This window comes from Kitasatospora sp. NPDC088264, from assembly GCF_040685715.1.
GTDB lineage: Bacteria > Actinomycetota > Actinomycetes > Streptomycetales > Streptomycetaceae > Kitasatospora.
In genome coordinates this window covers 31,995-53,479 of sequence record NZ_JBFBIR010000002.1, presented here as the reverse complement: position 1 = coordinate 53,479, position 21,485 = coordinate 31,995, and the positions used below count along the sequence as shown (strand labels likewise).

Below are 21,485 nucleotides of genomic sequence, written 5' to 3'. Positions count from 1 at the left end.
CTCGGCCAGCCCCTGCTCGGCCGGCCCGCCTCAGCGGGTTGGCTTGCCGGGGACGGAGGGAGCGGACGGCAGGGCCGGGACGACCGGTGCGGTCGTCGGCTTACCGGGCGCCGTCGGGGAGGACGGCACCGGCGTCGGCGACTCGGTGAACGCCGGCTCGTCGTGGCACCGGCCGTGGCCGCCGCTCACGTCGTCGTTCGAGTCGTAGCGGTCGATGTGGTGGTGCACGGTGCGCCCGGTCTTCGTCCCCTTGGAGCCGGAGCCCTTCGACCCGGAGCCCTTCGACCCGGAGCCCTTCGAGCCGGACGAGCCCTTCGACCCGCTGGATCCCCTGGCGAGCTGGACCGCGTCCTCGCCCGCCGCAGGCGCGTACGCCGCCCGGGCGACGGCGGGCCCCGGCCCCGGCGCGTTCGGCCCCGCTGCGCTCGCGCGGGTCGCGGTGGCGGCCGGTGCGGCCGGTGCGGCCGGTGCGGTTGGCGCGGCCGTGGTCGGCGTGGGGCCGGCCGGGGGCGGGCAGGCGGCCTCGGCGCCGTGCCCGCCCGAGCAGCCGGTGAGCACCAGGGCCCCGGCCACCGCCACCCCCGCGAGCGTCAGCAGACGCCTCACACCGTCTCCCCGTCGCCGGCCTCGGTCCCGGCCTCGGTCCCGGTCTCGGTTCCGGCCACGGCCTCGGCCTCCGACGCCGCGGCGAGGTGCCGCCGGACGAAGTCGATCTCCAGCCGCAGTTGCTTGATCCGCTCCTCCACCACCAGCGACCCGTGCCCGGCGTCGTACCGGTAGACCTCGTGCGGCTTGCCCAGCTGCTCCAGCCGCCCGACGTAGTTCTCGATCTGCCGGATCGGGCAGCGCGGGTCGTTGACCCCGGCGCTGATGTAGACCGGCACCCGCACCTGCTCGACGTAGCTGAGCGGCGAGGAGGCGGTGAAGCGCTCCGGGACCTCCTCCGGGGTGCCCCCGAAGAGGGTGCGGTCCAGCGACTTGAGCGCTTCCATCTCGTCGGCGTACGCGGCGTGGTAGTCCGCGACGGGCACGGCGGCGACGCCCAGCGTCCAGCTGTCCGGCTGGACGCCGATGCCCAGCAGGGTCAGGTAGCCGCCCCAGCTGCCGCCGGTGAGCACCAGCCGGCGCGGGTCGGCGAGGCCGCTGGCGACCGCCCACTCCCGGACGGCCGCGATGTCCTCCAGCTCGATCAGGCCGACCCGCTCGTGCAGGGCGTCGGTCCAGGCCTGGCCGTAGCCGGTGGAGCCGCGGTAGTTGACCCGGACCACCGCGAAGCCGTGGTCCAGCCAGGCGGCCGGGCCGGCGGCGAAGGAGTCGCTGTCGTGGTGGGTGGGGCCGCCGTGGATCTCGAACACGGTCGGGAAGGGCCCCTCGCCCGCCCCGGCCGGACGCTGCACCAGGGCGTGCACCCGCCCGCCGGGCCCGTCCACCCAGATGTCCTCGACCGGGACGGAGCCGGGCGGCACCGCGCCGGGCGCCCGCAGCACGACCGTCCCGGCGGTGGAGCGGACGGCGGAGGGCTCGGCGGCGGAGGACCACAGGTACTCGACGGTGCCGTCCGGGCGGGCGGTGGCGCCGCCGACGGTGCCGCGCGGGGTGTCCAGCCGGGTCAGCCGACCGTCGGCGAGCGTGTACGAGAACAGTTCGCTGCGCGCCTCGTACTCGTGCTCGACGAGCAGCGCCTCGGCGCCGGGGCACCACTGCGCGGAGACGTCGCCGGGCAGCTCGCGCCCCTGCTCGTCGCGCAGCGGCAGCGCGGTCTCGGCGCCGGTGGCGACGTCCCAGATCATCGGCTCCCAGCGGCCGGTGCGCTGGTGGGCCACCAGCAGCCGGGTGTCGCCGTCGACCGGGGCGAAGCCGAGGTAGGCGACGCCGCGCGGCTCGTCCCGGCCGGTCACCTCGTCGAGTTCGGCGACGGTTTCGACGGTTTCGACGGGTTCGGCGGGCTCGCCCGTCGTGCCGCTCGTGCCACTCGTGCCGTCCGAGAGGCGGACGATCCGGATCGCGGAGTGCATCGCGTCGCCGTGCTCGGTGTGGTCGATGGCGAGCAGCGTGCCGTCGTAGCTGAGGTCGCCGACGCCGCCGTACTCCGCGTGCCGGTAGATCTCGACGGCCTCGGCCGCTCCAGGGCGGCGCAGGTGCAGGGTGGTGCCGTCCTCGTCGGTGGAACGTCCGACGACCACCGTGCCGTCGCGGCCGAGCGCCAGGCCGGCCGAGTAGGAGGGGGCGAGGCCGGGCACGGCCTCCTCGTCGGGGGTGCCGGCGCTGCGGTCCGCAGGCCCGCCGGCGAAGGGCTGGCGGCGCCAGACGCCGAACTCGTCCCCGTCGTGGTCGTCGAACCACCACACCCAGGCGCCGTCGGGGGACAGCTCGGCGTCGGTGGTGCCGTTCGGCCGGTCGGTGACCTGCCGGTGGGTGCCGGTGACCCGGTCCCAGGCGTAGACCTCGTAGGTGCCGGTCGCGTTGGACACGTACAGCGCCCGGTCGGGGGCGTCCTCGGCCCAGTCGGGGAGTGACACCCGTGCTGCCCTGAACCGCTGCTCCCACGCCGGTACGGCGCTCTTCTCCTCGCTCATCCGACCATCCAACCCGATCGGGGGGACAGAACGGAACGGGCGGGCGACGGAACGGGGCGGGCGGGTGGCCGCAGCTCACCCGCCCGCCCCACCCGCCCCGTCCCTCCCACCCCCGTTCCCGGGATCCCGTCCGCTCCTGTGAGCCCGTCCGCTCGTGCGCGCCCGCTCGGTCCCGCTAGCCCTTCCGCGGCAGCAGCCGGACCAGGCCCACCAGCACCAGCTCCAGCGCCGCCAGCGCCGTCACGCTGCGGCCGAACGCGGCCGCCGGGTCGCCTCCGCCGTAGTAGAGCAGGCCGATCAGTGCGATGCCCAGCGCCCCGCCGACCTGCTGCACGGTGGCCAGCACCCCGGCGGCCGACCCGACCAGCTGGGGCTCGACCCCGGCCAGCACCACGGAGGTCACCGGGGCGATCACCAGGCCCATTCCCAGGCCGTCCACGAACAGCCCCGGCGTCAGCCACCACACGCTCCCGCCCGGCGCGCCGTACACCGCGAGGGCGAGCAGGCCCAGCCCGACGGCCATCAGCAGCCCGCCGACGGCGATCGTCCGGGCCCCGCCGAGCCGGGCGGCGACGCGGTGGGTGGCGTTGGAGGTGAGCAGGTAGCCGAGGCCGATCGCCGTGAACACCAGCCCGGCGCCGAGCGCGTCCAGGCCGCGGCCCAGCTGGAGGTACAGGGCGAGCACCAGGAAGAAGGACGCCTGGCCGAGCCAGAAGGCGAGCTGGGCGAGCAGACCGGCGCCGAAGGCCCTGGTCCGGAACAGCCGGGTGTCGACCAGCGGGGCGGCGGGGCCGGAGCCGCTGCCGGAGTCGGTGGCGGAGCCGGAGTCGGGGGCGGTGGCGGAGCCGGGGGCGGAGGCGCGGGTCCGGGTGCGGTGCTGATGCGCCACGAAGCCGGCCAGCAGGGCGACCGCGCCGCCCAGGCAGAGCCAGGTCCACAGCGGCCAGCCCTGCGCGGGGCCCTGGATCAGCGGCAGCACCAGGGCGGTCAGCGCGGTGGTGACCAGCAGCACGCCCACCGGGTCCAGGCCCGGCCGTTGCGGGGCGCGCGACTCCGGCAGGCAGCGGCGGACCAGGGCCAGAGCGGCCAGGCCGATCGGCAGGTTGATCAGGAAGCAGCTGCGCCAGCCGAGGCCGAAGAGGTCCGCCCGGATCAGCAGCCCGCCGATCAACTGGCCGAACACCGCGCCGACGCCCATGGTCAGCCCGTACCGGGCGAAGGCCCGCGCCTGCGCCGCGCCGCTGAACGCCGTCCGCAGGATCGCCAGCACCTGCGGGCCCATCAGCGCCGCCGCCAGACCCTGCACCACCCGGGCGCCGACCAGCGCGGCGGCGGTGGGGGCGAGGCCGCAGCCCGCGGAGGCGAGGGTGAACAGGGCCAGGCCGAGCCCGAACACCCGGCGCCGGCCGTACCGGTCGCCGAGTCGGCCGGCGGTGACCAGGCCGGCCGCGAGGGCCAGGCTGAATCCGGCGATCACCCACTGGACGGCGGCCGGTCCGGCGCCCAGGTCGGCCTGGACGGACGGGACGGCGACGTTGACGACGAAGAAGTCGAGGGCGGTCATGAAGGTGGCGGTCAGGACGACCGCCAGCAGGCCGCGCGGGGCGCCGGCCGCCGCCTCGGCCCCGGGCGCGGTGGTGCTCGCGGCGGTGCCGGGCGCATTGCCGGTCGCGGTCGATGGGCGGGCGGTCAGGGCGGAGCTCATCTCGGCTTCTCCTCAGTGGGGTTGGGGGGAGTGGGTCGGGGGCGGTGGGGGTCGCCCCCGACCCGTCCGGCCTGCCGTCAGGCGCCCGGGACGCGGTCCAGGAAGCCGTACACCGAGCCGATCCGCCCGTCCGGCGAGGCCACCAGGACGTCGAAGCCGATCACCACCGGCTCGGCGCCGGCCGGCCCGAGGTTCCAGGTGAACCGGGCGATGTCGTGGTGCGCGTCCACCGGGCCGAGGGTGAACTCCAGCCCGGGGAACTGGGCCTGGGCCGCGCCGATCAGCGCGCCGATCGCGTCCCGGCCGGCGACGGCGGCCAGCGGGTCGGTGTACCGGCCGTCCACGGCCCACACCTCGTCGATCAGCTTGCGGCGGGCGCCCGGGTCGGTCTCGTTCCAGACCGCGAGGTAGCGCTCGGCGAGCTGCTGGAGGGCGGTGGTGGTGATCTCGGTCATGGTCTTCTCCCGTGTCCCGGTGGGTGGTTGAGCGGCTCGTTCCCGCTGCTCACCAAGGTAGGGACGGGCCGGCGCGGGCGAATCAGTCACGTATCGGCATGGGGGTACGTAGCGTCCGGCGGGGGGGTACGTAGGTGTGCTCGGCGGGCCCGCCCGCACCTGCGGCCGGGAGGGCCTCGGTAGGGTCGGGGGCATGCTGTACGGGAGGGAACACGAACAGTCCGTCGTGGCGGGACTGTTGGACGCGGCACGCGAAGGCCGCAGCGGGGTGCTGCTGCTCCGGGGCGAGCCCGGGATCGGCAAGACCGCACTGCTGGACCACGCCGTCGGGCGGGCGGGCGAGGCGTTCCGGGTGATCCGGGCGGCGGGCGTCGAGTACGAGGCGGAACTGCCCTTCGCCGGGCTGAGCCTGCTGCTCGCGCCCGGCCTCGACCGGCTGCACGCCCTGCCCGGGCCGCAACGGCGCGCCCTGGAGGCGGCGTTCGGACTCTCCGAGGAAAGCGCCCCGGTCGACCGGCTGCTGGTCGGGCTCGCCACCCTCGGACTGCTCGCCGAACTCGCCACCGAACAGCCCCTGTTGTGCGTCCTCGACGACGCGCAGTGGCTGGACGACGCCTCCCTCGACGCCCTGCTGCTGGCCGCCCGCCGGCTCCAGGCCGAAGGAGTCGCCCTGCTGCTCGCCGCCCGCACCGGCGGCGGCGCACCGGAACTCCCGACCACGGGCTTCCCCGAGCTCCGGCTGACCGGCCTGCCCGAGCCCGACGCCGCCCGGCTCCTGGACCACCGGGCCGGCCCCGGCCTGCCCGCCGCCGTCCGCGAGCGGCTGCTCGTCGAGGCGGCCGGCAACCCGCTCGCCCTCACCGAACTCCCCATCGCCACCGGGACGCAGGCGAACACCCACGGCTCGCCGCCGCCCGCGCCCGGCGGCCTGCCGCTCACCAGCCGGCTGCTGATCGCCTTCCACGGCCAGGTCACCGGCCTGCCCCCGGCCACCCAGACCCTCCTGCTGGTCGCCGCCGCCGAGGAGACCGGCGAACTCGACGTCGTCCTGCCCGCCGCGGCCGCCCTCGGCGTCCCCGCCGAACACCTCGGCCCCGCCGAGGAATCGGGCCTGGCGAGCGTCACCCCCGACCGCCGGATCGCCTTCCGCCACCCGCTCCTGCGGGCTGCCATCCTGCAACGCGCCCCGCACCACCAGCGGCTGGCGATTCACCAGGCCATCGCCGGAGCACTGCCGGACGGCGACCGCCGCACCTGGCACCAGGCCCACGCCGCCACCGCCCCCGACGCCGCCCTCGCCGACGCGCTGGAACGCACCGCCGTCCGCGCCGAGGCCCGCGGCGCCCACGGCGGCGCCGCCGCCGCGTACGAGCGGGCTGCCCGGCTCACCCCGGACCGCGACGCCGCCACCCGCCGCCTCGTCCTGGCCGCCGAAGCCGCCACCGAAGAAGGGAAGTTGGTGCGGGCCGAGACGCTCGCCGACGAGGCCGGGGCCCGCACCGACAACCCCCTGGCACACGCCCTGCTCGACCAGGTCCGGGCCACCGCGCACTTCTGGCGCGGCTCCTACCCGACCGCCTACCGGCTGCTGCTCGACGCCGCCGGCACCGCCATCGAGGCGCCGCACGCCGCCCGGATGCTGTTCCAGGCCTTCCACACCGCCTGGTACGCGGGCGAGGAGCCGGTGATCGCCGTCCTCGACCGGCTGGCCGCGCTACCGCTCGCCGACGACGACCCGCTCGCCCCGCTCGCCCGCCACCTGCCCGCCGCCGTACTCCCCGCCCTCGGCCGGCCCGCACCACAGCCGCCCGCCGCCCGCGACACCGCCGCGGCAGCCCGCAAGGCCGGCGCCGAAACCCCCGTCGACCTCGTCCAACTCTGCGGCGCCACCCTCATCCTCGGCCGCGACGACGAGACCGCCGAACTCGGCGGCGAACTCGTCGCCGAAGCCCGGGCCAAGGGCACCATCGGTGTGATGCCCACCCTCCAGTTCTTCCTCGCCGAGGCCGAACTCTTCCACGGCCGCCACCGCGACGCCGAAGTCACCGCCACCGAAGCCCTCGCCCTCGCCCGCGACACCGGCCAGCACCAGTGGACCAGCCAACTCACCGCGCTCCTCGCCTACCTGGCGGCCCTCGACGGTGACACCGACCGCTGCACCCGGCTCACCGCCGAATCCCTCGCCACCACCGGCCCGCAGACCGCCGCCCCCGCGGCCGGCCGCCCCTGGGCCCACTGGGCACTCGCCCTGCTCGACCTCGGCCACGGCCGCGCCGGCGACGCCGCCGACCGCCTGCACACCCTCACCACCGGCCCCCACCGGCACCACGTCAGCGCCACCCGGGCCGTCCCCGACCTGGTCGAAGCCGCCGTCCGGTTCGGCACCCCCGAACGCTCCGCCGAACCCTACGAACGCTTCGCCCGCTGGAGCGCCGCCGCCGACCGCCCCTGGACCGAAGCGCTCCGACTCCGCTGCCAGGCCCTGCTCGGCCCCGACGAACTCGCCGAATCCGCCTACCGCGCCGCCCTCGACCTCCACGAAGGCACCCACCGCCCCTTCGAGCAGGCCCGCACCGCCCTCCTCTACGGCGAATGGCTGCGCCGCTCCCGCCGCCGCACCGACGCCCGCCCCCACCTGCGCGCCGCCCTCGAAACCTTCGAACGCCTCGCCGCCCACCCCTGGGCCGCCCGCGCCCGCACCGAACTCACCGCCACCGGCACCCCGGCCCCCACCACCAGCCCCACCGGCACCCCCGACTCCCCCCTCACCCCCCAGGAACTCCAGATCGCCCGCCTGGCCGCCCAAGGCCTCACCAACCGCGAGATCGCCGCCCAACTCTTCCTCAGCCCCCGCACCGTCGCCCACCACCTCTACAAGGCCTACCCCAAACTCCACATCACCTCCCGCGCCGACCTCCCCGCCACCCTCTGACACCCCACCCACACCAAAGGGCCCTCCCGAACACCTCCGGCAGGGCCCTGCTCTCCACTCGCCGACGCCGCACCCACCTTCGTCGCCGCCCCCCGATCCCAGGGAACTCCGCGAGGGCTGCGGCACAGGAGGGTGCTCCACACTGAGGCTCGGTCACTCAGTCGGTCACGCACAACGTTGGTCACGCACAACGCCAGAGGGCCCACCGGATTTCTCCGATGGGCCCTCTGTACTGGGTCGGGGTGGCGGGATTTGAACCCACGGCCTCTTCGTCCCGAATGAGGTTCGGGCAACTCCACGACCAGCGCGGGCAGATGAAAGCGCAGGTCGCAGTGTTGGTCTGCCTTGGTAGTGCTGGCCCCAAGACGGGCCCAATCTCAAGATCTTCTCCCAGGATTCTCCCGAGGGGCGATGAGGCACGTGGTCGGGCTGTCGGTGCTGTCGTCTACCGTCGAGGTATGACGACGGCCTCGAATGACATGCAGCCCGGCGAGATCCACACCCGTGCTGAGATCAAGCTGGTCTTCGGCGGCAGTCCGCAGGGTGGGATCTGTCCAGCTGATGAGGAGCGCAACGTCATGCTGTTCTCCGATGAGGCAGCCGGAGCGCTTTACGGTTACAAGGACGGCTGGCTCGCCGAGGAGGACGAACTCGGCCGCGTCTTCGAGTACACGGGGGCCGGCCGGGTTGGGCACCAGACGTTCGGTGGTCGGTTCGGCAAGGGCAACTCCGCGGTTCTCCGGCATGCTGAACAGAGCCGTACCCTGCGTCTGTTCGTGGCCGTGGGCGATGACCCGAACAGTGATGCCAAGCTCCATCGCTACGTCGGGCCGTTCAAGCTTGATGAGGACCAGCCCTACGTTGTCCGCGTCGCCCGTGACGAGAACAACGCTGAGCGGCGGGTGATCGTGTTCCGGCTGCGGGAGGCTGGTCCGGTCGAGATTGTCGAGGTGGACAAGATCAAACCCGCGCCGAAGACCACAGCCAAAACGGTGCCGGCCGACACCACCACGGCGAAGGTGGTGGAGCCCGAGCGGAACAAGAACAAGAAGGGTTACCGGTCCGCCTCCCCGGAAACGGAAGCCGAGCGGCGTGAGGCTGTCCTCAGCGACGCGTTCGAGGCGTACCTGAAGACCAAGGGTCACGAGGTCTGTCGCTTCGACATCCGGGTCAAGGGCAAGACCACGAGGCTGCTGACTGACCTCTACGACATGACCGACCATGTGTTGTACGAGCTCAAGGGCACCAATCGTCGAGAGGCTGTGCGGATGGCGCTCGGCCAACTTCTCGACTACGGGCGGTACGTGAAGACAAACGATCACCCCGAGGTGCCCCGCCGCGTCGTGCTGCTGCCCGCTCTGCCAGACGAGGACATGCAGGACCTGCTTGATGAGCACGGCATCGGAGTCGCATACCAGGCCGGTGATTCCTTCCTCGGTGTCCCGCCGTCATTCAACTGACTTGTGCCCTTGTGCACCCAATCGAATGGGCGGGTATTGGCAATCTGCCGATACCCGCCCTGAGCTAGGTATTCCGCGCTGACGGAGAGCGTGAGATTCGAGCCCGCGATGACGGGTCATGCCGCGACAGTTTTCAAGATCAGAGCCGCCTCACGATGGGCAGGGACCTCCCACCTGGGACGGAGCGCCCCCACTTCGAACGCTCCGTTATCGCTGGCCCACAACTGGCCCATGCTCATGGGATCTGGCAGAACGCGACCGCCGCATCGTCGCCTCGCTTGTAGCGCGGCCAGCGAACGCCATCCGGGTCCGTGGCCTCGACATCACGCACGGCCGAGATCAGCCCATCGGCGCCGACCGCCCTCAGCGTCGCGAAGACCTCTCGCCAGGAAGCCGCGCCGTAGTTGGTCACCAGCGTGGAGGCGCCGTCCGACATGACCGCGACCGCGCTGACGCCGGCGGTCGGCGCCACCCCCGTGACCGCGTGGCCGGCCGCCTCCCCGCTGGACGCTGCTACCCAGTAGCCACCCGGCGTGTTGCGCGTGAGCCTCTGCGCCGTGACCATGCGGCGCACGCTCTCCGCATGCTCCGGTGTTCCCGTGGCGAAGCGCTCGGTCTCGGCCCGGAGTTCCGGCACCACGGTGTTCACCCGCAGATCCGTCTTCACCAGGTACTCGCCGTTCCGTTCGAAGACGATGGGCGAGTCGGCGAGCACCAGGTAGTCGAACTGCTCGCCGCCGGCCCGGAGGATCGAGACCGTCGCCGATGGTGTCCCCGGGTTGGCCAGATCACAGGTGGAGTGCAGCGCCGCCACCTGATCGAGGGCTTGGGCCAGCCCGTCGGTCAGCGGGCGCTCAGCGCCGGCCAGTGCAGCCATCAGGTGGCCACCGAGTTGGGCGACGTACCAGGGGACGCCATGCTCGCAGCCGGTGTCGAGTCCGGCCGTGCTGAGCCCGTCCAGGACGATGGCCAGCGACGAGGTGGCGCCCACCCAGTCCTCGTTGGCACCCAGGCCGCCGGGCGCGGTGGCAAGAGAGACGCGCATGTCAGGCCTCGTGTCGGTAGATCGGGGTGACCCTGCTGCTCTCCAGAACCTCAAGGGTCTTCGGGTCGTAGCGGCACGAGATGAGCGTGGAGAAGCGCTTCGTCCTCACCTCGCGGTACAGCTCGCCCAGGTGGTTCTCCAGATAGTGGACGACACCGTTCGCGCCGATCGCGTGGATGCCGGCGATGTACAGAAACGTGCCCTTGCCGTCGAGTCGGGGCAACCGGGCCAGGTAGCCGACGTCCCCGGCCGTGCCGTCCTCGTCGAGCGGCGAGCGGTACTCGGTCTCGGTGCGTAGGTCCACGAGGTGCCAGGCACGATCCTTGCGGAAGCGCAGGTTGTCGTCCCCTTCGAGCACCTGGGCCACGATCGGCGACAGCCGCGGCCCGCAGACGACCACCAGGTGGTCACGGTTCAGGTTCACGATGCCGGACGGCGGGATCACCTCCGAGTCGGAGTCGAGCTTCAGGCTGGCGAACAGCTTGCGCAGGTGCTCGTAGTTGCTGAGGTCTTCCCTGGTCACGACCTCGCTCGGGTTCTCGTCCTGCGACTTCCCGGCCTCGTACTTGCCGCCGAGCGCCACCGTCATCGGGCCCAAGCCGAAGAACGCGCGCTCCGGGGCGGGACCGGCGGACGCGAGCTGACCGACACGCCCACGGCTGACACCGAGCAGGGCGGCAATCTCCGTCTGCGACATGCCCGACGCCGACGCCTCTTCGATGGCCTCGCGGCGGACGCGGGACAGTTCGACTACCCGGTTCTGATAGTCCGCCATCAGCGAGATTGCTGCCTTGGCCCGTTCGATCGGAACGGCGACGTTAGCCACCCGCTCCAGTTCCTCGTGCATGGTCATCCCTTCGCTGCCTAGGGGGGCGAAGCAAGGATATCGCGAGGGGGACTTGACGCCTAGACGAGCACTGCCTACCTTGGGTATCAGGCAAGCGTGAAAGCCCCCCTAAGCAATCCATGGGGAGGCTTCTCGCTTCTCTGACCTGCACAAACGCGCCCGGAGGGGTGGGGTGACAGCCCCCCGAAGGCAGCGCTTGTTCTTTGAAAACTCAACAGAGTGCTTAGACGACGGGGCTTGTCCCCGTCCCCGCGCGGACCGGGTGACGTCCGCTGCGTTTCGAGTGTCTTTGGTCCCCGATCCGTCCGCTCGTCGGTCGGGTCGGGGGCCATGGCTGCTCGTGATGTGACGAGTAGCTGGGCCCGCATGAGTCGGGCCGCCGCGCTCCCGGCCAAGGAACGCGCGGCGGCCCTGCGGGCTCACCCCCTGATTGGACGAGGTGAACCCATGAAACTGATTGTTGCAGGCCAGGAGGCCGCGACGCCCGAGGAGTTTGCGGAGCTGGCCTTCGGGACCGGCGCCGACTTCGGTTTCGGTGTCGACACCGAGCTGTTCGACGGCAGCACCGACGCGACCGACGAGGACCGGGTCGTCCGGCTCGACGTCGCCCAGGCGGTCCTGAAGGACCTGGACGGGCCGGCCGCCCGGTTCGCGTCCGCGCTGATGCGCACCGCCGAGCGCCGCCGGGTGCTGACCTGGAAGGCGGCGGCGTGATGGCTCAGCTCCGCACTCTGATCAGCGGCGCGACCCGTACCCCGCACCTGACCGCCCGCCCGGCGGCCACCGTGCTCGCCGAGTACCGCCCGAACCCCGAGAGCGATCTGCGCGGCGCCGCCTGCGCCGACAGCGACACGAACCTGTTCTACCCGGACCCCGAGGAGATGGGGCCCGAGACCGCCGAGTGGGCCGAGCGCCGCGCCAAGATGATCTGCGCCGGGTGCCCGGTGAAGTCCTTCTGCTTGGCCGACGCCATGGAGCGCAAGGAGGCGCACGGCATCTTCGGCGGCCTGAACGAGCGAGAGCGCAACACCCTGCTCCGGCGGGTGGCCCGTTCCCGGGTCGGGGTGAACGCCGGGGGTGCCGCGTGAGCGTTCACCGCTCCGCCGGGGGTGTTCACCCGGTGCTCGCCGAGGTGCCCACCCCGGCCCAGATCCGCCGCACGTCGCTCGTGATCAGCACCGGCACGTGGGTGCTGACGGGGGCGGTGGTCGCGGTGAGCATGTCCACCGCCGCCCCGTTCATCGACGCCCATTCACCCGGCTACGGCACCGGCCCGATCATGGCGGTCGCCGGTGACGGGTGCTTCATCCTGAGCCTCCAGGCGGACAGCACGCTGGCCCGCTTCGGGGTGAGCGCCGGACGCTGGCCGGCCCTCTTCCGGTGGGTCACCGGCCTGGCCACGGTGTGGCTCAACATCGGGGCCGCCGCACTGGCGAAAGACCTGGTCGGCGTGGTGATCCACCTGATCCCGCCGCTGTTGTTGCTGCTCGTCGCCGAGGCTGGACCGGCCTACCGCAGGGCCCTGGCCCGCATCGCGAAGCGGCCCCAACCGCCGCTCCGCACCCGCCCGGCGACGATCCCGCAGGCCGCCCGGCAGGTGGTGAACACCCCGCTGTTCACCCTCCCGCAGGCACCGTTCACCCCCGCCCCGCAGCCCACCGCAACCCTGCCGCCCAACCCCGGCATCGAGGCCCGGGAGGCGCTTCCGGCGGGTCCGGCGGAGGCGGTGAACACCGAGACCGTTCACCCGGCGCTCACCCCCGTTCACCCCGCCTCGGTCGACACTGCCGAACCGGCCGCCGACCCGGCCGACGACGTGGTCGACGGCCCGGTGTACCCGGTCGGCCCGGACCCGGTGAACACCCCGGAGCCCGAGCCGTTCACCGCCGAGCACGAGGTGAACACCGATGCCGACGCGGTGAACACCGCCACGCAGGAGCCTGACCGTCTGGATGGCGCCGAGGCCGCCCGCGTGATCGAGCAGTGCTGGCGCGACCGGGTCTCGCAGCGCGAGGCCGCCCGACGCTCCACCCGCTCCCCGGCCTACGTCAGCGCCGTCTACAAGCGGCTCAGCGAGCAGGACGGCGGCGGCGAGGCGGTGGCCGCATGAGTCGCCCCCGCCACTGGGACCCCGACGGCACCCGCCACGGCGGCACCCCCACCTACCTCTACCGCCTCGCGCTGGCCAAGCCCGTGAGGCCGATGACCCCCGCGAAGGCCGCCGCCCTCGCCAAGGCCCGCGCCGCCCGCCGCACCTGCCCCATCTGCGGGCAGGACGCCGGCTACGTGCTCCCCGCGCACCTCGGCACCTGCCTGGCCTGCGCGGACAGCACCACCATCGCGGCCTGAACTCACCCCTGACCCGCTCCGCTGACCCTCAGCAAGGAGACCCCTGTCATGTCCGTGACCGAAATCCAGGTGGTCAGCTTCGGCTACCTGCACGGCGCCCCGCCCGAGGCGCACCTGACCCTCGATCTGCGCCGCCACTTCCGTGACCCGCACGTCGACCCCGCCTTGCGCCACCAGACCGCGCACGACCTGCCGGTGCGCCGGGCGGTGCTCGCCACCCCGGGCATCCGGGAGCTGATCGCCAGCGCCGCGCTGGTGGCCGACTCGTTCGACGCCGGGCCGTCCGAGGCGCCGCTGACGATCGCGGTCGGCTGCGCGGGCGGCCGTCACCGCGCCGCCACCGTCGCGAGCGTGCTGGCCGATCGCTTGGGCAAGACCGGCACCCGCGTCGTCCTGGAGCACCGCGACCTGGGCAAGCCCGTGGTCGACCGCACCGCCGAGGGCGAAGCTGTCGCCCCGGCCCGAGGCTGAGGGTCGGAGGCCCCGCCGTGGCCCGTATCCGCACCACGAAGGTCCAGATACCCGCACAGCGCCAGCTCGGCCGGCGCAGGGCGCCCGCCGCGCACGTGCTCGACCTCGGCCGGGGCACCGCCCCGGTCGTGGTCGTCGTCCCCCAACAGCCCTCTCTGAGTGGCCGGTTGGCGCTCGCGGCCGGCCGCGCGCTGTGGCGCCGGCGCGTCGCCTGGGCGCCCGTCTGGGTCGGGATCGGCATCTTCGGCGCGGCCGGTGTGCTGTCCGCCGCCCCGGCCGCCGCGCTCGCCCTCGCCGTCCCGGCGGTGCTGCTGCCCGCCGGGTGGACGCTGATCGTGCGCCGCCACCCGCGATCGGCCGTGCGCCGCAAGGCCCGCGCCCACACCCGCGCCGTCGCCGCCTGGTCGGCTGGCCTCGCCTGGTCGGCGGCCGCCGTCTGGTTCGGCCCCACCGGCGGCCTGCTCGCCGCCGCGTGGCTGGCCGGCACCGCCACCGCACAGACGCTCTGGTGGCGCCACCGCCGCACGCTCGCCACCACCCCGCTCACCGCCCCGACCGACCTTCCTTAGGAGGCATCACAGATGAGCTCCACGCCCTTCAGCAGCCCGTTCCCGCCCCCGCGCCGCGCCGGGGGCACCGGTGGAGGCGGAAAGACCCCGCCCCCGCCCCCGCGTGGCGGCCCCAGCTACCACTTCTCCTACGACCGCAACACCGACAGCGGACGGGGCCCCGGCGGTCCCGGCCCGGCCGAGGACAGGATCGGCACCCCGTCCAGCAGCGGCCACAGCGGCGGCGGGCGCGGGTACTCGCCGCTGGGCGACCCGGAGTTCTTCACCAACGCCGACGTGCGCGAGTTCTGCGAGCGAGGCCGTGCCACGTTCGCCCAGCTCTCGTTCGACCTCGCCATGGCCCACGAAATCCTCCAGGCCGTGCTCAAGGAGGTCCCGGACCCCGACGGCCGGGTGTTCGGCTCCCAGACCCGCGCCCGCCGGGTAGCCAAGCACCTGAAGAAGGCCGCCGAGGACGCCAAGTCGGTCGCCGCCGAGGTCGCCCGCACCTACGCCGCGTTCCAGCGCGAGTACGACCCCGAGATCTCCCGCGTCGCCCGCCCGCGCCAGCCCCGCCGCCGCTTCGACTTCGGCGGCTAACCGCCCTTCCTCCCGGCCGGGGGCAGGGCGCGCACAGCCCCCGCCCCGCCCGGTCGGGTGAGCTGTGCCGCGCGTGCGCCCCCGGCCGGGCCCCTCCCCACCCCACGCCCCATGCAGCCCAGGGAGGCCGCCCGTGGCCCGGCACCACTCTCCTCAGGTCCAGCTCGACACCGGCCAGACCGGCTACCTGCACTTCGACCCCAACCAGCACGCCGGCGGCGTCGGCGAGTACCTGCTCCACCGCGTGAAGCCCTACCTGCCGCCGTGGATCGTCGCCGCGGGCACCGGCATCCTGTCCCTGCCCGCCAACGCCATGTGGGGCGAGTCCGCCGCCGCTGCGGTGGGGCTCACCCTCGCCTCGCTCGGCCTGACCGCCGCCACCTGGTGGGCGGGCGGGCCCACCAGCCAGCAGCGCCGCCTCCACTCCGCCATCACGGTCGCGGCCGGGACGTCGTGGTTCACCGCCGCCGCGCTCGCCGGACCGGCCGCGGGCCCGCTGCCCGGCCTCTACCTGATAGGGGCACCCGCCCTCGCCGCGACGTGGAGCATCCGCCAGCTCCTGCGGGTCAACCCCGAAGGCGCGGGTGTGGGCGCCGACAAGGGGCTGCTGGAGAAGGTCGGACTCGCCAAGACCATGGTCACCGGCGCGAAGGTCCAGCCGAACAAGGCGGAGTTCGAACTCCAGCTTCCCGGCGGGGAGTTGACCCCCGAGGACGTGTCCAAGGCGCTGCCCAAGCTCGCCGGCGCGCTGCGCGTCGCCAAGAACGCCCTGCGCACGACCCCCGACCCCGACGACGCGTCCCGCACGACGCTCACCGTCGTGCCCCATGACCTCCTCAAGGCCGGTGCCCCCTACCCGGGCCCCTCCCACCCGGGCGGCTCGATCGCCGACCCGGTCCACCTGGGCATCTACGAGGACGGCGCCGACATGGCGGCCTTCTTCCCCGGCGATGCAGCCGCCCACCGCAACGCGATGCACAAGCTGATCATGGGAATGACCGGCTCCGGCAAGTCCGAGGGCGGCCTGACCGCGCTGACCGAGGTCATCACCCGCCGCGACGTCATCGTCTGGGCGTCCGACCCGGCCAAAGCCGAACAGACCCTCGGCCCGCTGCTGCCCGCGATCGACTGGGCCGCGCTCGACATGGACTCCACCAAAGCCATGATCACGGCCCTGAGGGCGGTCATCCCGGCCCGCACGTCCTGGCTGGCCAAGTACGGCTACAAGCAGTGGGAAGCGCGCTGCGCCGAGACGCAGGCCGACGGCTCCCCGGGTATGCCCTACCTGCTCGCCTGGTTCGAAGAGGCAGCCAAGACCATCCGCGAGACCGACGACGACGTCTTCACCGGCGTCGCCCAGGAAGCACGCTCGGCAGGAGTCTCCCTGGTCGTCTCGCTCCAGCGCGCCTCCCACACCCAGATGAGCACCGACACCCGTGCATCCCTCGGCTCGTCCTGGGTGTTCGGCCTGCGCGACGAGCGCGACGCGCAGTTCGCGCTCCCGGATGAGGCCGTGGACGCCGGCGCCGCGCCGCAGACATGGAAGGACAAGAAGCCCGGCTACTGCTACCTGGTCGCCAACGGCATCCCCGAGACCTTCTGGGCCACCCCCGGCCGCGCCTACCTCACCCCGGTGGACGCCATGACCTGGGCCGTCGTCGAGTTCGCCGGCATCCGGTCCGTCTGCGACCCGGTCACCGGCAAGGCCGCCGCGAACGCGGTCGGCCCCGCCTTCACCCAGCGCACCCGCTACCCCCTCCCCACCCTCGCCGACGACGGCGACGAGGACGGGGTCTACGACCAGGAGAACGCCCCGGTGGACTACGACTACGACCTCGACCCCACCGACGACGACAGCGAGGACGAGGACGGGTGGATCGACCCGGACGCCGAACTCCCGCCCGTCGAGCGGGTCGTGGAGATCGCCCCGCCCGAGATCCCGCCGCGCACCAAGGTCGGCAAGTCCGAGGCCAAGAAGATCATGGCCGAGCTGCTGTCCGAGTTCGAGACCGAGAACCGTCGCGTGGTCGGCCCGGCCGACTTCATGGAGTACTGCGACCGCTTCCACCGTGGCCGCAGTTGGGTGTCCGGACAGGTTTCCGAGATGGTTGAAGCCGGCCGCCTGCGCGAGACCGATGAGGTCGGCCGCTACGAGATCATCCCGCTCCACCCGGCCGCCGCCTGACCCGCCCGTGACGGTCCTGACGCGTCAGACGCGTCAGACGGCCCTGACGTCGAACGGGCCGATTCCCCCAGGTAACGCGGGCGCGCGAGGGGTGTCTGACGCGTCAGACACCCCCGCCCCGCACACCCCTGACACCCCCTCCCTCACCGCTCGACCACGCCCCGGAACCGCTCCCGGGGCGCCCGGAAGGACCCGCCATGGCCGTCTCCATCTCCTCCGCCCTGCTGTTCGCGATCATCACCGTCGTCCTCGTCCGCTCCCAGCGCGTCAGCGCCGGAAGCGCCGCCCTCGTGTGGCTGTCCGGCTTCACCGTTGCCGGCACCGGCCTCGCCGACCCCGTCAACAACGCCCTCGGCGCCCTCGCGCACTACGTCTCCACCATCCACTGACCCAACGCCAGCCCGCCGACAGGAGAAAGCACCGTGGACCACACCACCCCGCAGCCGTACGCCGCCCCGGTGCTCTACACCCCGGACGGCACCCCCTACTACGCCACCCACCCCGCTCCCGCCCCGCTCGCCATCTACCACCCGCCCACCCCGCTCCCAGCCCCGATCCACCACCCCGGACCCAACTTCGCCTACCTGCCCGCCCAACACGCCCCCGCCCCGATGCGCGACCCGTGGCCCGCCCGCCTGCTCGCCGGCGGCATCGGCATCGGCGGCGCCGGACTCGGCATCGGCTTCCTGCTCCAGACCCTCGCCGCCGCCACCACCGGCCTCGGCCTGCTCATCGCCGCCCTCGGCGTCCTCTACCTCCTCAAGAACAGCGGAGGCACTGGCGGCCGAGGCGGGCAGGGCGCCGTGAACGTGCACGTCAACGTCACCAACCGCAACCGCTGACCCCGGAGGAACACATGGCCAACCCCATCAAGCCGGGAACCGTCTGGCTGATGCCCGACGGCGTCCACTACCTCCCCACCAACGCCTACCCCGGCTCGCCCTCCGTTGGACTGACGCCGGCCAAGTACGACACCGACACCGGTGAATGGCACCGCACCTGTCCCCTGCCTGTCACCCACATCGACTGGGCCACGCTGCTGACCACCGGCACCCCGATCCCGCCCGAACCCCTGCGGGACCCGCGCATCACCCGCCTCGCGCACCTGCTGGAACCGGTGCTCGCCGAGCTGCCCGCCGACCAGGCCGACCCGATCCGAACGGCCCTGGACGACGTCAAGAGGTTGCCCGACGAGGCCCGCCGCAACGCCAGCCGAGCCATGATCGCCGACCGCAGGAACACCTCTGCCTCAGCCCGCAGGGCAAGCCGACGGCGCTAGCAGCCCCCGCGTCCCGCAGCACCGTGCCCGACCGGCCATGCCGTCCGGGCCACGGCCGCAGCCAGCGGCGGGCCCGGACGATGCGGGGGTCCGGACAGACCGCTCCCACACAGCACGAAACCCCGCAACAGCCGTGCGGTTCTTGGCAGAGAGCCGGCTGCTGCGGGGCCCATCCAGCCTCTTCGCAGAGACCAGAGGACCCCAGTATGTCCGCAAGCACCCACGATCCGCAGCCCCGCTGCGAGGCCGCCCACCTCGGCGACGCCAGCCCCTGCGAGGGCCCGCGCGACGCCGTGACCGGCAACCCCCTGCTCACCGCCGCCCTCGCCGCCGTCGAACGCGGCTGGCACGTCTTCCCGCTACTGCCCGGCAGCAAGCGCCCCGCCCTGCACGCCGCCGCCGCCTGCCCCCGCACCGGCCCCTGCACCACCGGCCACCGCGGGTGGGAGCAGCGCGCCACCCTCGACCCCGACGCCGTGCGCCGGACCTGGTCGCACGGGCCGTACGGGATCGGCCTGGCCACTGGCCCGTCCGGGCTGGTCGTCATCGACCTCGACACCCCCAAGCCCGGCACCACCCCGCCCCCCGAGTGGGCCGACGAGCGGGTGATGGACGGAGCCGATGTGCTGGCCGCGCTGTGCGAGCGCAACGGTCGGCCGTTCCCGGCCGACACCTACACCGTCATCACGCCCAGCGGCGGCCGGCACCTCTACTTCGCCGCCCCCGCCGGGACGGCGCTGCGCAACACCGCCGGTCAGCACGGTTCCGGGCTGGGTTGGCTGATCGACACCCGGGCCGGTGGCGGCTACGTCGTCGCCGCGGGCAGCAACGTCGCCGGGCGCCGCTACGAGGTCGGGCGCGACACCGCCCCGGCGCCGCTGCCCGGCTGGATCACCCGCCTGCTCACCCCGCCACCCAGGCCCTTTACCACGCCCTTCCGGCTCGACCGCCGCACGACCGGCACCCGGCCCGCGTACGTGGAAGCCGCCCTGCGCAACGAGACGGCGAACGTCGCCAACACCCGTGAGGGAGGCCGCAACTGGGCCCTTACCAGGGCAGCCCGCGCGCTGGGCCGCTTCGTCGCCAGCGGCAAGCTCAGCCGCGACGAGGTCGAGAATGCTCTTAAGGGGGCGGCGGAGCAGGCCGGTCTGACCGCGCGTGAGGCCGACGCGACCATCACGAACGCCCTCAACTGGTCCATCGCCCACAACCCGGCCGGAGACGCCGCATGACGCACCCCAGCTCCCCCCTTAAGAGCACCAAAACCCCGGACCGGCCGGGCCCCGAGGACGGCGCCGCCCTGCTCGACGAGGTCGACGCGTTCCACCGCCGCTTCAACGTCTTCCCCAGCGAGGCCGCGTACACCGCCGTCGTGCTGTGGGACGCCCACACCCACCTGCTCGACTGCTTCGAGTCCACCCCGCGGATCGCCTTCCTGAGCCCCGAGCCCGGATCCGGCAAGACCCGGGCCCTGGAGATCATGGAGACGATCACCCCGCGCCCGGTGCTCACCACCGACGTCAGCCCGGCCGCGCTCTTCCGCACCGTCTCCGACGCCGACGCCCGCCCGACCGTGCTGTTCGACGAGATCGACACCGTCTTCGGCCCTAAGGCCGCTGGCAACGAGGACCTGCGCGGCCTCATCAACTCCGGCCACCGTCGCTCCGGCGTCGTCCTGCGCTGCGTCGGCGACGGCGGCACCCAGACCGTCCAGCCCTTCCCCGTCTACGCCGCCCTCGCCACCGCGGGGCTCGGCGACCTGCCCGACACCATCATGAGCCGCTCCGTCGTCATCCGGATGCGCCGCCGCGCCCCCAACGAGCGCGTTGAGCCCTACCGCGAGCGCATCCACCGGGCGGAGGGGCACAAGCTGCGCGACCGCCTCGCCGAGTGGGCCAGCAGCGTCCGCGACCAGCTCCACGACGTGTGGCCGGTACTGCCCGAGGGCATCAGCGACCGTCCCGCCGACGTATGGGAGCCCCTGCTCGCCGTCGCGGATGCCGCCGGCGGCGACTGGCCCGAGCGCGCCCGCACCGCGTGCGTCGAACTCGTCACCGCCTCCAAGGCCAACGACAAGGGCAGCGTGGGCATCCGCTTGCTGAGCGACCTGCGCGAGATCTTCGACGGCGCCGAGCGAATGCTCAGCGCCGAACTCCTCAGCAGGCTCGCCGAGTTGGACGACGCCCCGTGGGCCGACCTCGACGGCAAGCCCATCACCGCCCGCGCCCTCGCCAGGATGCTCGGCGACTACGTCACCGCCGACAACGACCCCATCAAGCCCCGCAACATCAAGACCGGCCCGAAGAGCAGCGCCAAGGGCTACTACGCCTCGGACCTGTCCGACGCGTGGCTGCGGTACTGCCCGCCCCGCCCGCCTCTCTCCCAGGAAGCCGCTACCGCCGCTACTGCCGCTACCGCGCAGGTCAGGGCCCTGTTTCCGGTAGCGGATACGCCCGAGGTAGCGGATACCGATCCGCTACCCGACGCCCCGGCCGCCGCCACGCCGTAGGCCAACCGCCGCTCCCGCCCACCCCGGCGGGAGCGGCACCAATCCGCTACCGCTACCCAATCCGCTACCAAAAACATGCCCCTGACCAGGGAGGTAGCGGCAGTAGCGGCAGTAGCGGATCCCAGAGAAGGAAGGGGCAAAGCCCCGCCGACGTCGATCTGGAGGGTTCCCCATGCTCAAGGACCGGGGCGCACTGCCTGCGCTCTTCTACCCGGTGGACGTCGCCAAGGCCCTCGGCATGTCCGAGTGGTGGGTGAAGGAGCAAGCCCGGCGCGGGCGCATCCCCTTCACCAAGCCCGGGCGTGCCTACCGCTTCACGGCCGAGCAGGTTGCCGAGATCGTCCGCATGTACGAGGCACGGCCGACGATCGTCGCCGCGCCTCAGGCCCGGGCCGTGGCGGCTGCGGCCCCGAAGAAGTCGGTCCGCGACCCGCAGCCGAGCCGGTCGACCACCCGACTCCGCGCGCGGATGCCGCGCAGGGCGGTGCTCCACCAGCAGGACGCTGCCTGATCACACCCCACTC

General features: G+C 73.3%; 21 protein-coding genes and 1 pseudogene. 16 read left to right on the top strand and 6 right to left on the bottom strand.

Annotated elements, in window-relative coordinates; all coding sequences use genetic code 11:
- Positions 1–30: 30 nt before the first annotated feature.
- From AB0O82_RS02155 to AB0O82_RS02140, 4 genes are all read right to left on the bottom strand, one after another.
- On the bottom strand, positions 31–606 hold the full coding sequence (locus tag AB0O82_RS02155) for a hypothetical protein (RefSeq protein WP_363579719.1): 576 nt from the start codon (positions 604–606) through the stop codon (positions 31–33).
- Positions 603–2,576 carry a prolyl oligopeptidase family serine peptidase gene (locus AB0O82_RS02150; RefSeq protein WP_363579718.1) on the bottom strand — a complete coding sequence of 658 codons (1,974 nt, stop codon included), beginning with the start codon at positions 2,574–2,576 and terminating at the stop codon, positions 603–605. Before AB0O82_RS02150 ends, AB0O82_RS02155 begins: the two co-directional genes overlap by 4 nt.
- Before the next feature lie 175 nt (positions 2,577–2,751).
- The gene (locus tag AB0O82_RS02145) at positions 2,752–4,281 is read right to left on the bottom strand and encodes an MFS transporter (protein ID WP_363579717.1); all 1,530 of its coding nucleotides are present in this window, start codon (positions 4,279–4,281) and stop codon (positions 2,752–2,754) included.
- Positions 4,282–4,358: 77 nt separating this feature from the next.
- On the bottom strand, positions 4,359–4,736 hold the full coding sequence (locus AB0O82_RS02140; protein ID WP_363579716.1) for a nuclear transport factor 2 family protein: 378 nt from the start codon (positions 4,734–4,736) through the stop codon (positions 4,359–4,361).
- Between the two features lie 193 nt (positions 4,737–4,929).
- On the opposite strand from AB0O82_RS02140, the gene AB0O82_RS02135 reads away from it, so the two are divergent.
- The gene (locus AB0O82_RS02135) at positions 4,930–7,668 is read left to right on the top strand and encodes an AAA family ATPase (RefSeq protein ID WP_363579715.1); all 2,739 of its coding nucleotides are present in this window, start codon (positions 4,930–4,932) and stop codon (positions 7,666–7,668) included.
- A 458-nt stretch (positions 7,669–8,126) separates the two neighbouring features.
- Positions 8,127–9,128 carry a hypothetical protein gene (locus tag AB0O82_RS02130; RefSeq protein WP_363579714.1) on the top strand — a complete coding sequence of 334 codons (1,002 nt, stop codon included), beginning with the start codon at positions 8,127–8,129 and terminating at the stop codon, positions 9,126–9,128.
- A gap of 235 nt (positions 9,129–9,363) precedes the next feature.
- Here AB0O82_RS02130 and AB0O82_RS02125 read toward each other — a convergent pair whose 3' ends face one another.
- Entirely contained in the window at positions 9,364–10,173 is an 810-nt protein-coding gene (locus tag AB0O82_RS02125; RefSeq protein WP_363579713.1) for a protein phosphatase 2C domain-containing protein, read from the bottom strand.
- A 1-nt stretch (position 10,174) separates the two neighbouring features.
- Positions 10,175–11,020: a sigma-70 family RNA polymerase sigma factor gene (locus AB0O82_RS02120; RefSeq protein WP_363579712.1), complete on the bottom strand. Its 846-nt coding sequence runs from the start codon at positions 11,018–11,020 to the stop codon at positions 10,175–10,177.
- Between the two features lie 447 nt (positions 11,021–11,467).
- Here AB0O82_RS02120 and AB0O82_RS02115 point away from each other — a divergent pair, with 447 nt between their 5' ends.
- The 14 genes and pseudogenes from AB0O82_RS02115 (at position 11,468) to AB0O82_RS02050 (ending at position 21,472) form a co-directional block, all read left to right on the top strand.
- Entirely contained in the window at positions 11,468–11,734 is a 267-nt protein-coding gene (locus AB0O82_RS02115; protein WP_363579711.1) for a hypothetical protein, read from the top strand.
- Entirely contained in the window at positions 11,734–12,108 is a 375-nt protein-coding gene (locus AB0O82_RS02110) for a WhiB family transcriptional regulator (RefSeq protein ID WP_363579710.1), read from the top strand. The genes AB0O82_RS02115 and AB0O82_RS02110 overlap by 1 nt, the downstream gene beginning before the upstream one ends.
- On the top strand, positions 12,105–13,130 hold the full coding sequence (locus tag AB0O82_RS02105) for a hypothetical protein (protein WP_363579709.1): 1,026 nt from the start codon (positions 12,105–12,107) through the stop codon (positions 13,128–13,130). The genes AB0O82_RS02110 and AB0O82_RS02105 overlap by 4 nt, the downstream gene beginning before the upstream one ends.
- A gap of 32 nt (positions 13,131–13,162) precedes the next feature.
- Positions 13,163–13,369 (top strand): annotated as a pseudogene (locus AB0O82_RS02100) (RRQRL motif-containing zinc-binding protein); the annotation flags it as partial.
- A gap of 48 nt (positions 13,370–13,417) precedes the next feature.
- Complete coding sequence (locus AB0O82_RS02095; RefSeq protein WP_363579708.1) at positions 13,418–13,840, top strand: RNase adapter RapZ; 423 nt, start codon at positions 13,418–13,420, stop codon at positions 13,838–13,840.
- 17 nt (positions 13,841–13,857) lie between these two features.
- Entirely contained in the window at positions 13,858–14,409 is a 552-nt protein-coding gene (locus AB0O82_RS02090) for a hypothetical protein (RefSeq protein WP_363579707.1), read from the top strand.
- 12 nt (positions 14,410–14,421) lie between these two features.
- Positions 14,422–14,988, top strand: a complete 567-nt coding sequence (traA, locus tag AB0O82_RS02085; RefSeq protein ID WP_363579706.1) for a plasmid transfer protein TraA — start codon at positions 14,422–14,424, stop codon at positions 14,986–14,988.
- 133 nt (positions 14,989–15,121) lie between these two features.
- A complete protein-coding gene (gene traB, locus AB0O82_RS02080) occupies positions 15,122–17,173 on the top strand; it encodes a plasmid transfer protein TraB (RefSeq protein WP_363579705.1) in 2,052 nt (683 codons plus the stop codon).
- A 197-nt stretch (positions 17,174–17,370) separates the two neighbouring features.
- Positions 17,371–17,562 (top strand): hypothetical protein, encoded by a 192-nt coding sequence (locus tag AB0O82_RS02075; protein ID WP_363579704.1) that lies wholly within the window; start codon positions 17,371–17,373, stop codon positions 17,560–17,562.
- A gap of 33 nt (positions 17,563–17,595) precedes the next feature.
- Positions 17,596–18,015, top strand: coding sequence for a hypothetical protein (locus AB0O82_RS02070; protein WP_363579703.1), 420 nt, complete (start codon positions 17,596–17,598; stop codon positions 18,013–18,015).
- Between the two features lie 14 nt (positions 18,016–18,029).
- Positions 18,030–18,452 carry a hypothetical protein gene (locus AB0O82_RS02065; RefSeq protein WP_363579702.1) on the top strand — a complete coding sequence of 141 codons (423 nt, stop codon included), beginning with the start codon at positions 18,030–18,032 and terminating at the stop codon, positions 18,450–18,452.
- Between the two features lie 206 nt (positions 18,453–18,658).
- Positions 18,659–19,684 (top strand): bifunctional DNA primase/polymerase, encoded by a 1,026-nt coding sequence (locus AB0O82_RS02060; protein ID WP_363579701.1) that lies wholly within the window; start codon positions 18,659–18,661, stop codon positions 19,682–19,684.
- Positions 19,681–20,961 (top strand): DUF3631 domain-containing protein, encoded by a 1,281-nt coding sequence (locus tag AB0O82_RS02055; protein WP_363579700.1) that lies wholly within the window; start codon positions 19,681–19,683, stop codon positions 20,959–20,961. Before AB0O82_RS02060 ends, AB0O82_RS02055 begins: the two co-directional genes overlap by 4 nt.
- 172 nt (positions 20,962–21,133) lie before the next feature.
- Complete coding sequence (locus AB0O82_RS02050) at positions 21,134–21,472, top strand: helix-turn-helix domain-containing protein (protein ID WP_363579699.1); 339 nt, start codon at positions 21,134–21,136, stop codon at positions 21,470–21,472.
- The last annotated feature ends 13 nt before the right edge of the window (positions 21,473–21,485 follow it).